The sequence below is a fragment of the Alteromonas oceanisediminis genome, assembly GCF_018474025.1.
Classification (GTDB): Bacteria; Pseudomonadota; Gammaproteobacteria; order Enterobacterales; family Alteromonadaceae; genus Alteromonas_E; species Alteromonas_E oceanisediminis.
In genome coordinates this window covers 89,521-102,634 of record NZ_JAHCTA010000003.1, presented here as the reverse complement: position 1 = coordinate 102,634, position 13,114 = coordinate 89,521, and the positions used below count along the sequence as shown (strand labels likewise).

Sequence of the window (13,114 nt, the reverse complement as noted above, 5' to 3'; positions counted from 1 at the left end):
AAATTGTCTTAAAACTCAATGAAAAATTTAAACGAGCGTTTGAATAGTCGATATTGGTCTGAACCTCAACAATTCAACCCGAATATTTCGAATATCCGATTTGAACAATCTGGGTTAGGCTATAGTCTATACAGAGTAAGGGTTTCGTTATTTTCTTCGTTAGACATTAATCACGTACAGGACTGTATGCATCAACTGAACCGGCCGCTGAATTTATATCGAGTATTTCTATGGGTGATAACGTTTGGTTTTTGTACGGCACCGCTCGTGTGGGCCCAGAACCAACCCGTGATCGAATTACTACCGCCGAGTCAATCACATATTAAACCCGCGGTGTATCACGGTGAACAGTATTCGGCGCAGCGTCAGGCCTTCGCCGAGTTCATTGGCACCCTGGAAAGCGCACGCCATTATGATGTTGATGAGATGGAGTCGGCATTGGCCGAACTACGCGGTTACCCGTTATATCCTTACGCACTGAAACATTGGCTGCTGGCAACACTGCCTTTGCAAAATGGTGCCCGCGTCGGGCAGTTTTTGCGTGAGTACGAGGGCCAGCCGGTCGTCATGAACGTGCGCAAACGCTGGCTCCAACAGCTTATGGACGAAGGCGAGTACAGCCAGTTTGAAGCATTCTATAAAGAAGGGCTGAGTGCTGAACTGGATTGTGTGTATTTGCGCAGAACGCTTAGTGCAGACGTTTCGCTTTCTACCTTGGACAATAAAGTCGCTTCACTTTGGCTGGTGCCCTATTCTCAGCCTAAGGCGTGTGATCCGTTATTCAGGCGTTGGCGTGATGCAGGTTTGCAGACCCCGCAACGGACATTGAAACGCATGATCATGGCGGTTAAGAGCAACAATATAAAATTGGCTACATGGCTGGCACGTAGTGTGCCTTCTGAGCAAAAGTATTTAACCACATTGTGGTTTGATGCACAGCGCTCTCCTTACAAATTGACGCGAATGAACCGCTTTCCGAATCGCGCTAGCGAACAGGAAGCAGCCGTATTTACTTACGCGATGGGCAAGTTGGTGTGGTCTCAGGTAGATGCGGTGATCCAAGCATTCTCGGTCGCACAACAACGGCTCAAACTGAGTGACGAAAGCGTCGCCAGTTTAACCGCAGACATCGCGCTTTCATTGGCAGTCGACAATCACCCAAACGCCGAGAAATGGTTGCAACGTGCATCTGATTTGCGCAGTGATCCCGAAGTATTGCGTTGGCATGTTGCCACGAAAGTTCGCCGAGATGATTGGCAGGGGTCTTTAGACGTTATCCAGCAAGCTGATCCTGCCTTTGGCGACGACGTAGCTTACCAATACTGGCAGGGACGCAGTTATCAACAACTGGGGGCGGCTGAGCAGGCTAAACAGCAGCTCATCAGTGCTGCTAACCAACGCCACTATTATGGTTTTTTGGCCAGCGCGCAGTTAAAGCAAACGCCAGCGTTGAATCAGCGAAGCCCTCAGTGGGACGCGGTTGCGCAAACAAAACTGGCCAGCATGCCAGCATTACAACGCGCGTATGAACTGTTTTCTCACCAACGATTTACTGAGGCTCGGCGTGAGTGGCGCCGCGTGTTGCGATCATTGAACAAGAATGAGAAATTGCAAGCCATCTTACTGGCTTATGATTGGCAATGGTTCGACCAAGCTATTTTCGGGCTGGCGCAGGTGGGATATCTGGATGATGTTGAGCGGCGTTTCCCGATTGCTTTTTCCAGTCGCATTAATGCTTCCGCACAGGAACACCAAATCGATCCCGCATGGGCATACGCTATTGCAAGGCGTGAAAGCTCGTTCATGACAGATGCTATTTCTCATGCCGGCGCGCGTGGATTAATGCAGGTATTACCGTCAACAGCGGAGTACATTACCCAATCCAGATTTCCTTATCAGTCGTTACTGGAGCCTAATCAGAACGTTGATGTGGGTATTAAATATATGCGCTACTTGCTCGACAAAGTAGGAGACAACCCCGTGTTGGCGACTGCTTCATACAACGCGGGCTGGCGCCGTGTGCTAGACTGGGTGCCTAAAAGCGAGCCGATTCCGATGGACATCTGGATAGAAACAATACCGTACCGAGAAACACGAAATTATGTCAAAGCCGTGTTAGCCTATCGGTATATTTATCAGTTGCAGTTGGGTAATTCGAGCGACCTGTTTGAACAAATTGGTTCCATGCAAATGGCACCATTATCCACACCGCTGAAGTAATTATTGAGTAGAAGGAAATTTAATGCAGTCAACGGCTCAGCATGTTAGCGCACAAAACGCCATTGCCCAGCAATATGCAGATCATATACAAACGCTTCAAATGCGCACCCGAGAAGCCATTGAGCGCGAGGGATTAGATGGGTTAATTATCCATTCAGGACAAAGCAAACATTTGTTTTTGGATGATAATCACTACCCGTTTAAAGTGAATCCGCAATTTAAAGCCTGGCTTCCAGTGATTGATAATCCGAATTGTTGGCTGGTCGTTGATGGCGTTAGTAAGCCGAAGCTAATCTTCTATCGTCCGGTTGATTTTTGGCACAAAGTGCCGCCTGAACCCCGCGCATTTTGGGCAGAACATTTTGATATCGTTCTGCTTAAACAGGCCAATACGGTTGAAAAACATTTGCCTTTCGATAAGCAGAAATACGCCTATATTGGTGAATTTATCGAAGTAGCTCGTGCGTTGGGTTTCGACCGTGTTAATCCGGATCGTGTGCTCAATTACTTACATTACCATCGCGCCTACAAAACGCCGTATGAACTCGCCTGCATGCGTGAGGCGAATAAAACTGCCGTTGCGGCACACCGAGCTGCAGAGAAGGCGTTTCTGCAGGGCAAAAGCGAATTTGATATTAATCAAGCCTATTTAAACGCGGCGCGCCAGGGCGATAATGAGGTGCCGTATAACAATATTATTGCGTTAAACGAAAATGCGTCCATTCTGCATTATATGGTGGTTGAAACCCAGCCACCGCAACAACATCGCAGTTTTCTGATTGATGCAGGCGCAACCTTTAATGGTTATTCCGCTGACATTACCCGAACCTATTGCGCACAACCACATGACTTTGCGGATTTAATTAAACGCGTTGACTCCCTCACCAAGCTGCTCGTTGCCGAGCTTCAGCCCGGTACCGAGTACGCCGACATTCAGCGCAAGGCGCACGAAGGCGTGGCGCAAATCCTTGGCGATGCTGGCGTGGTGAATCTCAGTGCCGACGAAACCTTGTCAAAAGGCATTACCCGCACCTTTTTTCCTCACGGGATAGGGCACTTCTTAGGATTGCAAGTGCATGATGTGGGGGGCCACATGGCAGACGACCGTGGCACGCCGAAACCGCCGCCAGAAGACCACCCGTTCTTGCGCTGTACGCGCACCGTAGAAGCCAATCAGGTGTTTACGATTGAGCCGGGTATCTACTTCATAGACAGTTTACTGGATGATCTTAAGGCCACCGAGAACAGTCAGTACATTAACTGGAACCGCGTGGCAGACTTCAAGCCATTTGGCGGGATCCGGATAGAAGATAACGTGATTGTGCACGCAAACAGTGTTGAAAACATGTCCCGAGATTGCGGGTTGGTCTAGCTAAGCGCCCGCCCGGCTTAGCCTGTCATTCACATCATCCCATGCCTCCGATTGCGGGGGCTGCTCTACCCAGATATGCGCAAAACCTTGTCGGTCTAAGTCATAGAGTGCGGCGTACAGCGCGCGCGCATACTTGGCTTTGTCGGCTTGCATGGGCATAAGTGCATGTCCATGCCCTGTGCTGTGCATAGCATTGATCAGGTTGTCGGAATAGGCCACGCAGGCTGTGCTATCAGGCCATTGTTGGCACATTGTCACTAGTTCAGCTGTGGGCGCAACACGCAGCTTGCCTTTCGGTTGATAATGCTGGGCGATGTTTCCGGGGACTTGCTGCTGGTGAGCTTGATAATTGATCACGGGGGTTCCCAGCACCGCACTGAGCATTGTTGCTGTGAGCGGCCCCGCGCGCAATATACGCGCTGGTTGCTGCTGTGCCAATGGCGTGAGGTCAATGATAGTTGACTCTACTCCTACGTTGCAGGGCCCTCCATCAATTACCGCATCGATCTTGCCCTGTAACTCATTAAATACGTGCTGAGCTGTGGTTGGGCTTAACTGCTTATGTGGATTGGCGGACGGCGCGGCAACAAATAAATCGCTCTGCATGAGTAGAGCCCGTAACACCGGGTGATCGGGCATGCGCACACCAACAGTGGTTAACCCCCCATTTACCTCTTCGATAACCGCATCAGATTTGTTCAGCAACATGGTTAATGGCCCTGGCCAAAAAGCATTAGCCAGCAGAAAAGCAGCCTGCGGCACATCCACGGTCAGTTGCTCAAGCTGCGCTAGAGAATGAATGTGTACAATTAATGGGTGATTATTGGGACGCTGCTTCGCAGTGAATATCTTATTAACGGCCACAGGATCCGACGCGTCCGCAGCCAATCCGTAGACTGTCTCTGTGGGCACTGCAACAACGCCACCGTTTTTCAGCAGCGTTGCGGCGTGATCGATGTCGTTCGCGGTATTGTTAAGCAGCAGTGTGTTCATGAGTATCGAGATTATGGATTACAAAAAGGGCAATCGGCTGTTCGCGCCGCGGCAGACTCTACCTTAAATTCCTGACTATAAAAGCACTTTTTACACTCCGCTAGCATACTTTTCGTCATTTGCGTGGGCATCTGGCAACTCTCACAGGGTAACCCCGCGATAGGTTGTTCAGCCACAAAGTCGACAGCATGGCATTGAGGGCAATGCTGCATTAAGCGTAACGCTAAATTTTCGGCGGCATGCGCCAACGTATGTTGACGTTGCGGGCAATGCATAGCGCGTAAGTCGTAAGATAACTCGATACTGGTAATATCGATATTTTTCGCTAACGCTGCGATTGCTTGGCGTGCGTCCTCGCCGGTTGCCAGTCCTTTGGTTGCGGGAATTACTGGCTGATTGTCATCATGCACACTGAACGCCTTAACGATCAGACTTTGGTGTTCTGGAACTCGCCGCAAGAATGAGTCGATAGCCGGCAGATCCTCTGGCGTGACGCGAATCTGGTGAACTTCAATGGGCTTCACTGCAACACCAACTGCGAGTAGTTGTCCATCAGCGTCGACACAGGCAAGCAGTTCTTGATTGATGGTCATTAACCCAAACGCGTCAGACGTGAAGCTACCTTCGCTGCCCAGCCCAAAGTCACTCTTTGATAGGGTTACGGCACGCTCAGCTTTGTGAATAGCACAGTCCTTTGGCGACTTGGTGCGTGGCACCTCACCCGCAAAGGTACCCAAGGTGTCGGTATCAAACTCGGTGACATTCTCCACATGCCAGCTTAAGAGCCTAGCTAAAGCCGGACCCACATAGGCAGCCTTATTATGTAGCGTGCAAATGGCGGCACGCTTACTTTCGATATCAGGACTAGCGCTCAAGTTCATCGAATAATAAACCAAACTGCTGACTGAGCTTATGACTGGGCGCGAAGAACGCAAGTGGCTTACGCTGTGAATGCGATTCTCTGACTTTTACCGAGGCACTCAAATGATTTTTCAGTACCGGCAGTCCTTTCTCAATCAAGCTCGCGACAAGTTGCTTGGGTAGGTTTGCCTGCGCGTTAAACTGATTAATGATAATCCCTTCACACACTAAATCGGGGTTATGATCGCTTTTCAGTTCCATAACATTATCCAACAGCCGTTCAATGGCTTGCGCTGAAAAGTCGTCGCAATCAAACGGGATCAAGAACGAGTCTGCTGCGATCAACGCGGCCTTCGAATAAAAGTTAAAGTTCGGCGGTGTGTCGATATAAATGCGATCAAACTGCGTTTCGAGCTCTTTCAATGTATCGCGAAGTTTGAACATCTTGTAACGCGATTCAAGCTCTCTTTCAATATCAGCGAGGGCTGGGGCCGCGGGCATAACAAAGAGGTGGTCGAATGCGGTAGGCTGAATAAAGTCTTTGGCTGTTAATGCTTTTGAGAACCATCCCACCGTTTGTTTGAACATATCAGCGACAGTGCGAGTGTCATCAGTGATGTCAATGCCTGCGTAATGTGTACTGTTACACTGCGCATCTAAGTCGACAAGAAGGGTTTTAAGCCCTCGTTTGGCGCTGATAGCCGCCAGATTTGTGCTAATAGTCGATTTACCAACACCGCCTTTTTGATTGAAAACCACGCGGGTTTGCATGTATGTCTGTTCCTGCCTTTTGAAAATTCACTCTATTCAGAATAAGTCAAAGGGAATATTTTGCAATGCTTGAAACGTCTAGGATCAAAAAAGGCGGCAATGCCGCCTTTGGTAAACTGCCCTCGTTTATTTTGGCATTATTACCGTATCAATCACGTGAATGACACCATTGCTTCCTTTAATATCTGTCATGACCACAGTGGCATCGTTGACCTTTACAGTGCCCATGTTGGTAGAGATGGTAACGTCGGTTCCTTGCAGTGTTGTGGCTGAATCTAACGTAACAACATCTTTGGCGTAAACCGCACCGGCTACAACATGGTAAGTTAGAATATCAACAAGCTTTTGTTTATTTTCGGGCTTAAGTAGCGACTCGACCGTGCCTTTGGGAAGTTTGTCAAAGGCTGCATTAGTGGGTGCAAATACCGTAAACGGTCCATCACCTTCTAAAGCACTCACCAAATCAGCAGCTTTGAGGGCCGCGATGAGTGTACTGAAATCAGGATTGTTAGCGGCTATGTTGACAATAGAAGGGTGCATCTCTTTTTTCATCTTGTCTTTCATTTTGTCTTTATCACCGTGATCGTGTGCGTTTGCAGCCGTCGCGATACTCAGGGCTGCTGTTGCAGCGAGCAAAATACTAATAAAACGTTTCATATATAAACTCCTTAAGAATTGGGTCAAAGAACCAATCGAAACGCTTGATCGATTGATGGCAATAAATACGGTCCGGCCCAAGTAAAAGATAATTACAATGCTGTAATGTGAGCCACATCATTCATTTATAAAGTATTATAAACATAAGCGTACGTTCCCTGACCTCACACTTGGGGACGCGCCACGATGTCACTGCGAACCACAAGCCACGAGTAGGCAAAAGCCATCTGCTCAACTATACTTACTATGTTAACAATTTGTTTACAGGTGAATTATGCTGACCGTCATCCGATGCTTAAGTATTACACTTGCCGTTGTTTCGCTGCTGGGCTGTCAATCCACCACACCGGCGTCTGTGAAACCCGCCGAGCCACTACTTTATGACGAGGGGTTCAAAGGTTTTGAATTGTTTCCTGTCGAAACAGAGCAAGAGGTTTTTGCATTAACGGATGAAGCAAAAGCATTTGTGGATCGGGTGGTGTGGCCGCATGATAACTCAACGCAACGAATAACCGCGTTGATCGATGCGGTATTTGACCGTTCTGACTTTAATCTTCTGTATAGCAACGACGCCAACACCACAGCCTCGGAAACCTTTCAAAATCGAGCCGCAAACTGCTTGTCCATGTCTATCATGGCATACTCGTTAGCGGAACATGCCGGCTTTAAGGTGCGTTTTCGGGACATACAAATTCCTGAGTATTGGACACGCCGGGATGGGTTTAGCCTGCTGAATGGTCACGTTAATGTGTTGGTGAGCCCGCCGGATCTATCTCAGACAATCCGCCTTGTCAGTACTGATGTCGTCGTGGACTTTGACCCACAAGATAGACGTAAACATTTTCCTGTCGAAATTATCAGCAAACAAGTCGCATTAGCGATGTTCTATAACAATAAAGGCGCAGATGCCCTGATCGCCGATTCCTACGCGCGTGCTTACGCCTATTTTCGTGAAGCTGCATTACTTGCGCCGCAATTTGATGGGGTGTGGGTTAATCTCGGTATTTTATACCGGCGTTCGGGCTATACCGACTTTGCTGAAAAGAGTTACCAGCGTGCCATTCAGATCGATGCTGAAAACTACACTGCCTGGGAAAATCTGGCGTATTTGTATCAATTGAATGGTGATCTTGAGCGAGCGACTGAGATTGCCGCTGATGTGGAACGTAAACGCCAAAGTAATCCCTTTTACCATTTTATTTTAGGCGAGCAGGCATTTGATGAAGGTCAACTGGAGCTCGCAATAACCTATTATTCTCGAGCTTATAAATTGGATGACGACAAACACGAGATTTTGTTTGGTTTAAGCAAAACATATTACGAGATGGGTGATATCAATCGCGCTGAGAAATATTTGAGCATGGCAAAGCGGCGCGCACCCAACAGTTCAGAAGAACAGCGTTACGACGGGAAATTGAGTAAACTGCAGCACTTATGATTGGTCTATCTGTGCGATTAGGTAGAGGCCACAAATGGTACCTAATTGTACTGATTCTTATCAACTTATTGGCGCGTACGGGTCCCGCTATGAGCGCGGATGCTTATGCGCAAGCAAAAAGCGATGTGCAGGTGCTGGCGTCGGTGGATTTTGCCGGGCGAGCAAATGATAGTGACGGTAGTCGTCTTGCGCAGAACTACCTTCGAGCCCGCTTTAAAGAGACTGGCTTGGAAGCATTGCCACAAGCGCCCGATTTTTCACACCGCTTTTCATTATCTGCAGGATTGACGCGCGTCGAGGGCGTGAATCTGGTTGGCAAAATTGCTGGACAACACTCAAGTCAGTACATCGTGATCACGGCACACTATGACCATTTAGGGCGCGAAAATGGGCAAATGTATCTCGGCGCGGATGACAACGCCTCAGGGGTTGCGGCGATGCTTTTTTTAGCCAGTTATGTGGCAGAAAATCCGCTGTATCATAGCGTTTTGTTTATTGCGACGGATGCAGAAGAGCGTGGCCTTTTTGGTGCACGTGCTGTACTTGAACAGCCGCTTATCGAACGCGATAAGCTACTGATGAATCTCAATTTAGACATGTTGGCGCGCGTAGGCAAACCCGCTCGCCTATACCTTTCCGGTGAAAAAACACATGCTAGTTTCATGGGGATCACACGTGCTGTCAATCAGCAGATGGCTGCGCTATCAGCTGACCCCATCAAAGTGATTAAAGCGCATCGACAACCTAAAGGTCGGCGCTCGCTTCTCAATCAAATCAATTATCGCCGCGCCAGCGATCATGCCGTATTTGCAGAATACGATATTGCTTATTTGTTTTTCGGTGTCGGTGATCATCGCCACTATCACACGCCTTATGACACAGCAGAAAATATCGACTTTGAGCAGTTTAATATTGTCTTGGAAACGGCAAAAGCGTTGTCAATACTCGCTGATGCCGCCATGCAGGATACCGCCGTTAAATAACACCTAGCTCGCGCAAACGCTCTTGCAGGTAACTTTTCGCTGTGTGTCGATCCGACAGCACAACCTCTGGGCGAGGATGCAAAAATAATGGAAGAGAAATACGTGAACGGCTCTGATCGCTGCCCTCTGGATTGATGACTCGGTGAGTCGTTGAAGGGAAATACCCCCCAGATGCTTCTTGCAGCATATCGCCTATATTGACAATCAAATTACCGAAGTCGCAAGGCACATCAAGCCAGTTTCCATCTTTTCCTTTTACTTGCAGTCCCGGTTCGTTGGCGGCGGGAAGTATGGTCAACAGATTAATATCTTCATGCGCTGCCGCACGGATCGCGTCGGGTTCTTCATTGCCTTGTAAGGGCGGGTAGTGAAGCACTCGCAACAGCGTTTGCTGACTGTCTTTAATCATTGTCGATAGCGGTTCGCGGTAGTGCTGGCTGACCGATGTGGGGGATTCAGACTCTACCCAACTGAGTAATTCGGCTGCCAACGATGTGGCGTTGTCGTAGTATGACTGCAATTGCGGTCTCAGCGCTTCGGGACATTGACCCCACGGATAGTAATGAAAATACTCTTTGATATCTTTTTGCTTAAAGCCCTTGGCCACTTCAGACACACTACTGGGGAAAAATCCATCCTGAGTGTCTTTGTTGTATTCGTAATCGTGCTTATCGCCTTCATTAAAGTAGCGCTGCCATGTCGAATAAATATCTGCCACGGCAGATTGCTGGATGGGGTGATTTTTTAACACGCCAAAGCCCGTTTCCCGCAATGATTCCACGAAAGCCTGCTTGGCATTGTCTGCGGTGTAGTCAACCGCAATTAAAGTTTGTGTCATGTGTCTCTCAATCTTTCAGTACGATGGTCAGTCTCGCCATAGGCTGGTAATTATAACAGTTTGTTGGGGATCTGTATCGCTGCAAGGCCTGTTTATCTTTTATGTTATATAACGTAGAGCACCCAACGTTTCATAGCAAAAAGTGTGGATTATTGGGATTCGACTGGAAGGACTGGGCCTGATTCTTTCAACACGAGACGACAAATGATATCAGCGCTCCATAAAACTATGATCAGTGACTCAGAGCGACTGTATTTTTAGATTCAGATTGTTTTTTCTGTTCCGAGAGGAGAGTAACTTGTTTGTGCAATCGTGCTGGCACGTGTCATAAAAGGGCTTTTGCCGCTTCATCTTAGGGCTCGACATCCGAAACAGCGAGTGAAATACCAAGCATACTTATAAAACCGGCGATGGCAATGGCTGTCAGGTCGAAAATGTCGAAAACACCCAATCCGAGATAGGGTTGAACACACTCATACAGCATACAGCCAAATACAATAAACAAAGCCGAGACAATATTTCCCCGTTGATTGTAGTGGCTCAAAAGAAGAAATATCGCTGCAACGGTGGCAAAGAAACTGACGCTTGACCCCATGACGATCACAAAGACAGGTAGCTCGATGGACAGCTGGGGGCGCACAACATACGTGATCAGGAAACACATCATGATGCCTGTGTAACCAACCCTATCGTAGTGCGCTTTTGAGTATATGGGTAATTTCACCCGATTGACAAACTAAGTGGTGCTTTGTTTCAATCGGCGGCTTCGATTCATTTGACCCCCACTACTCGAACGCCCATTTGATTGAAAAGAACTAAACCCGATTTTAATACCATCCCAAATCGCTCCGCCTATAGCAGATCCTGCCACGAAGCGAGCACCCGCTACCACCGCAGCAGGTAAAGCTCCCGCCGATACATTCTCAATGTCTGAATGACTTAACTGTTTCATTTTATTTTCCTTAATATGAGGAGTGCACTCTGCATCCTTCAAATGTAAGGTAATAAAATAGGCAAGGCTAAACAACTGGCCAAAAGGACGAAACGCGCTAAACAGGCGGTGCTGTGCGCGCCTTGCGAATTGAACTATGCCAGAGACAAAAACAATCCAGCTAAAGCGGCACTCATCAAGTTTGCCAAGGTCGCTGCGAATACGGCTTTTAAACCAAGCTGAGCGATTTCTTTGCGCCGTGTGGGTGCCATGGCACCAATTCCGCCCATTAAAATCGCGATAGAAGAGAAGTTAGCAAACCCGCACAAAGCAAAGGTGATGATAGCCTGAGATCCAGCGGATAACTGATCACGGTATTGAATGAAATCAAGGTAAGCAACGAATTCGTTCACCACCAATTTTTGGCCAATAAAGCTACCCGCTAACTGTGCTTCCTCCCACGGTACGCCGATAGCCCAGGCCAGCGGCTGCAACAGTACGCCTAAAATCATTTGAAAGGTCAGATCAGAATAACCCAATAGGCCACCAACCCACCCAATTAAGCCGTTTAGCATCGCAATAAGTGCAACAAAAGCCAATAGCATAGCGCCAACATTCAGAGCCAGTTGTAAGCCAGAGGAAGCACCACTGGCAGCGGCGTCAAAAATATTTGCATAGGTGCTTTTCTCTTCTTGAACTTCTTCGAGATTATTGTGGACTTTCGCCACTTCAGGCTGCATCAGTTTGGCCATCAACAATCCGCCAGGCGCTGCCATAAAGCTAGCGGCCAATAAATACTTTATTTCAACACCGAGTCCCGCATACCCAGCCATCACTGAGCCGGCAATTGAGGCCAAACCGCCCACCATGATCGCGAACAGTTCTGAGCGAGACATTTGCGGTATAAATGGACGAACAACGAGAGGAGCCTCAGTCTGACCAACAAAGATATTGGCCGCTGCCGACATCGACTCGGGGCGGCTGGTTTTTAACATCCATTGCAGAAATCCGCCGATGATTTTGATCACCCAAGACATAATACCCATGTGATACAACACGGTGATCAGCGACGAGAAAAAGATGATCACAGGCAGCACGTTGAATGCGAAGATAAAGCCCAAAGACAGGTCGCCAACTGGGCCGAACAAAAAGGAAATGCCTTCTTGTGAATAGCCAATGATGTTTTTGACAAATTCGCTCAGCGCCAGCAGCATTTGAATACCGGGTTCAAAATACAGAATAAAAGCGCCGATACCCGCTTGTATCGCAAATGCCCCACCTACCGTACGCCAGTTAATTGAGCGCCGATTTGAAGACAGTGCAAAAGCAATGGCAAGTAGCGCGACGATACCGATAATACTGCTCATAATAAGCGTCCTTTGGTGTTTTTATTATTGTAGTGCTTGCTTAATGTGTGACGATATCACGTCCAGCGCGATGAAATTTTTACCGCCCTGAGTCACAACAACATCGGCGGTAAATCGACTGGGCTCGATAAACTGATGGTACATGGGTTTAACCGTTTTTTCATACTGCTTGGCAACGGATTCAATGGTGCGGCCGCGCTCTTTCACGTCGCGCATCATTCGTCGCATCAAACAGATATCCAGCGGTGTGTCTATAAATATCTTCACATCGTAAAGCGGTAAAAGTTCAGGCCGAGCCAGCAACATGATACCTTCCAAAATGATCACCGGCGCAGAATGCAAGGTTTCAGTATCAGCAAGCCGTGTATGGGTTTTATAGCAGTAGATTGGATAATCAATTGAGTCGCCATCGCGAAGCTGCTGCAGGTGTAACTTTAACAGCTCGTGTTCAAATGCATTCGGATGGTCGTAATTGGTGCGTTCGCGCTCTTCCATCGGCAGATGGTCCTGCGCTTTATAATAGTGATCTTCACGCAGTATTTGTACAGGGCGGCCTTGCTCTGCAAATGCTTTCAGAAGATTCTCGGTAAATAACGACTTTCCAGAACCGGAAGCGCCAGAAATGGCTATGATTAGCGGCTTTTGCATCATTAAACGACTGTAGCTGGTATTCCCGCAAAGAT

General features: G+C 48.1%; 13 protein-coding genes. 4 read left to right on the top strand and 9 right to left on the bottom strand.

The window, feature by feature from the left end; all coding sequences use genetic code 11:
- The first annotated feature begins 18 nt into the window (after positions 1-18).
- Together KIU71_RS05880 and pepQ are read left to right on the top strand one after the other, a co-directional pair.
- On the top strand, positions 19-2,220 hold the full coding sequence (locus tag KIU71_RS05880; protein WP_214130258.1) for a lytic transglycosylase domain-containing protein: 2,202 nt from the start codon (positions 19-21) through the stop codon (positions 2,218-2,220).
- A gap of 22 nt (positions 2,221-2,242) precedes the next feature.
- A complete protein-coding gene (gene pepQ / locus KIU71_RS05875) occupies positions 2,243-3,592 on the top strand; it encodes a Xaa-Pro dipeptidase (RefSeq protein ID WP_214130257.1) in 1,350 nt (449 codons plus the stop codon).
- Here pepQ and KIU71_RS05870 read toward each other — a convergent pair whose 3' ends face one another.
- The 4 genes from KIU71_RS05870 to KIU71_RS05855 form a co-directional block, all read right to left on the bottom strand.
- Positions 3,593-4,585: an L-threonylcarbamoyladenylate synthase gene (locus tag KIU71_RS05870; RefSeq protein ID WP_214130256.1), complete on the bottom strand. Its 993-nt coding sequence runs from the start codon at positions 4,583-4,585 to the stop codon at positions 3,593-3,595.
- Between the two features lie 11 nt (positions 4,586-4,596).
- Positions 4,597-5,466: a DUF6671 family protein gene (locus tag KIU71_RS05865; RefSeq protein ID WP_214130255.1), complete on the bottom strand. Its 870-nt coding sequence runs from the start codon at positions 5,464-5,466 to the stop codon at positions 4,597-4,599.
- Positions 5,450-6,217, bottom strand: coding sequence for a ParA family protein (locus KIU71_RS05860; RefSeq protein WP_214130254.1), 768 nt, complete (start codon positions 6,215-6,217; stop codon positions 5,450-5,452). The genes KIU71_RS05865 and KIU71_RS05860 overlap by 17 nt, the downstream gene beginning before the upstream one ends.
- A 126-nt stretch (positions 6,218-6,343) precedes the next feature.
- Positions 6,344-6,874: a fasciclin domain-containing protein gene (locus KIU71_RS05855; protein ID WP_214130253.1), complete on the bottom strand. Its 531-nt coding sequence runs from the start codon at positions 6,872-6,874 to the stop codon at positions 6,344-6,346.
- A gap of 274 nt (positions 6,875-7,148) precedes the next feature.
- Between KIU71_RS05855 and KIU71_RS05850 the strand changes: the two genes are divergently transcribed.
- Entirely contained in the window at positions 7,149-8,312 is a 1,164-nt protein-coding gene (locus KIU71_RS05850) for a tetratricopeptide repeat protein (RefSeq protein WP_214130252.1), read from the top strand.
- Positions 8,313-8,401: 89 nt separating this feature from the next.
- The gene (locus tag KIU71_RS05845) at positions 8,402-9,295 is read left to right on the top strand and encodes a M20/M25/M40 family metallo-hydrolase (RefSeq protein ID WP_214130251.1); all 894 of its coding nucleotides are present in this window, start codon (positions 8,402-8,404) and stop codon (positions 9,293-9,295) included.
- Here KIU71_RS05845 and KIU71_RS05840 read toward each other — a convergent pair.
- The 5 genes from KIU71_RS05840 to udk form a co-directional block, all read right to left on the bottom strand.
- Positions 9,288-10,133, bottom strand: coding sequence for an isopenicillin N synthase family dioxygenase (locus tag KIU71_RS05840; RefSeq protein WP_214130250.1), 846 nt, complete (start codon positions 10,131-10,133; stop codon positions 9,288-9,290). The genes KIU71_RS05845 and KIU71_RS05840 overlap by 8 nt on opposite strands.
- Before the next feature lie 352 nt (positions 10,134-10,485).
- Positions 10,486-10,857 (bottom strand): hypothetical protein, encoded by a 372-nt coding sequence (locus KIU71_RS05835; protein WP_214130249.1) that lies wholly within the window; start codon positions 10,855-10,857, stop codon positions 10,486-10,488.
- A gap of 12 nt (positions 10,858-10,869) precedes the next feature.
- Positions 10,870-11,085 carry a hypothetical protein gene (locus KIU71_RS05830; RefSeq protein ID WP_214130248.1) on the bottom strand — a complete coding sequence of 72 codons (216 nt, stop codon included), beginning with the start codon at positions 11,083-11,085 and terminating at the stop codon, positions 10,870-10,872.
- Positions 11,086-11,219: 134 nt separating this feature from the next.
- Entirely contained in the window at positions 11,220-12,431 is a 1,212-nt protein-coding gene (locus tag KIU71_RS05825; protein WP_214130247.1) for a NupC/NupG family nucleoside CNT transporter, read from the bottom strand.
- Between the two features lie 24 nt (positions 12,432-12,455).
- The gene (gene udk / locus KIU71_RS05820) at positions 12,456-13,079 is read right to left on the bottom strand and encodes a uridine kinase (protein WP_214130606.1); all 624 of its coding nucleotides are present in this window, start codon (positions 13,077-13,079) and stop codon (positions 12,456-12,458) included.
- Positions 13,080-13,114: the final 35 nt, after the last annotated feature.

Bases quoted from the DNA above. Each gene is read 5' to 3' on its own strand.
- KIU71_RS05845 (WP_214130251.1), top strand. From the start codon at position 8,402: ATGAGCGCGGATGCTTATGCGCAAGCAAAAAGCGATGTGCAGGTGCTG.
- KIU71_RS05865 (WP_214130255.1), bottom strand. From the start codon at position 5,466: ATGAACTTGAGCGCTAGTCCTGATATCGAAAGTAAGCGTGCCGCCATT.
- KIU71_RS05830 (WP_214130248.1), bottom strand. From the start codon at position 11,085: ATGAAACAGTTAAGTCATTCAGACATTGAGAATGTATCGGCGGGAGCT.
- KIU71_RS05825 (WP_214130247.1), bottom strand. From the start codon at position 12,431: ATGAGCAGTATTATCGGTATCGTCGCGCTACTTGCCATTGCTTTTGCA.
- pepQ (WP_214130257.1), top strand. From the start codon at position 2,243: ATGCAGTCAACGGCTCAGCATGTTAGCGCACAAAACGCCATTGCCCAG.
- KIU71_RS05850 (WP_214130252.1), top strand. From the start codon at position 7,149: ATGCTGACCGTCATCCGATGCTTAAGTATTACACTTGCCGTTGTTTCG.
- KIU71_RS05840 (WP_214130250.1), bottom strand. From the start codon at position 10,133: ATGACACAAACTTTAATTGCGGTTGACTACACCGCAGACAATGCCAAG.
- udk (WP_214130606.1), bottom strand. From the start codon at position 13,079: ATGCAAAAGCCGCTAATCATAGCCATTTCTGGCGCTTCCGGTTCTGGA.
- KIU71_RS05860 (WP_214130254.1), bottom strand. From the start codon at position 6,217: ATGCAAACCCGCGTGGTTTTCAATCAAAAAGGCGGTGTTGGTAAATCG.
- KIU71_RS05880 (WP_214130258.1), top strand. From the start codon at position 19: ATGAAAAATTTAAACGAGCGTTTGAATAGTCGATATTGGTCTGAACCT.
- KIU71_RS05855 (WP_214130253.1), bottom strand. From the start codon at position 6,874: ATGAAACGTTTTATTAGTATTTTGCTCGCTGCAACAGCAGCCCTGAGT.
- KIU71_RS05870 (WP_214130256.1), bottom strand. From the start codon at position 4,585: ATGAACACACTGCTGCTTAACAATACCGCGAACGACATCGATCACGCC.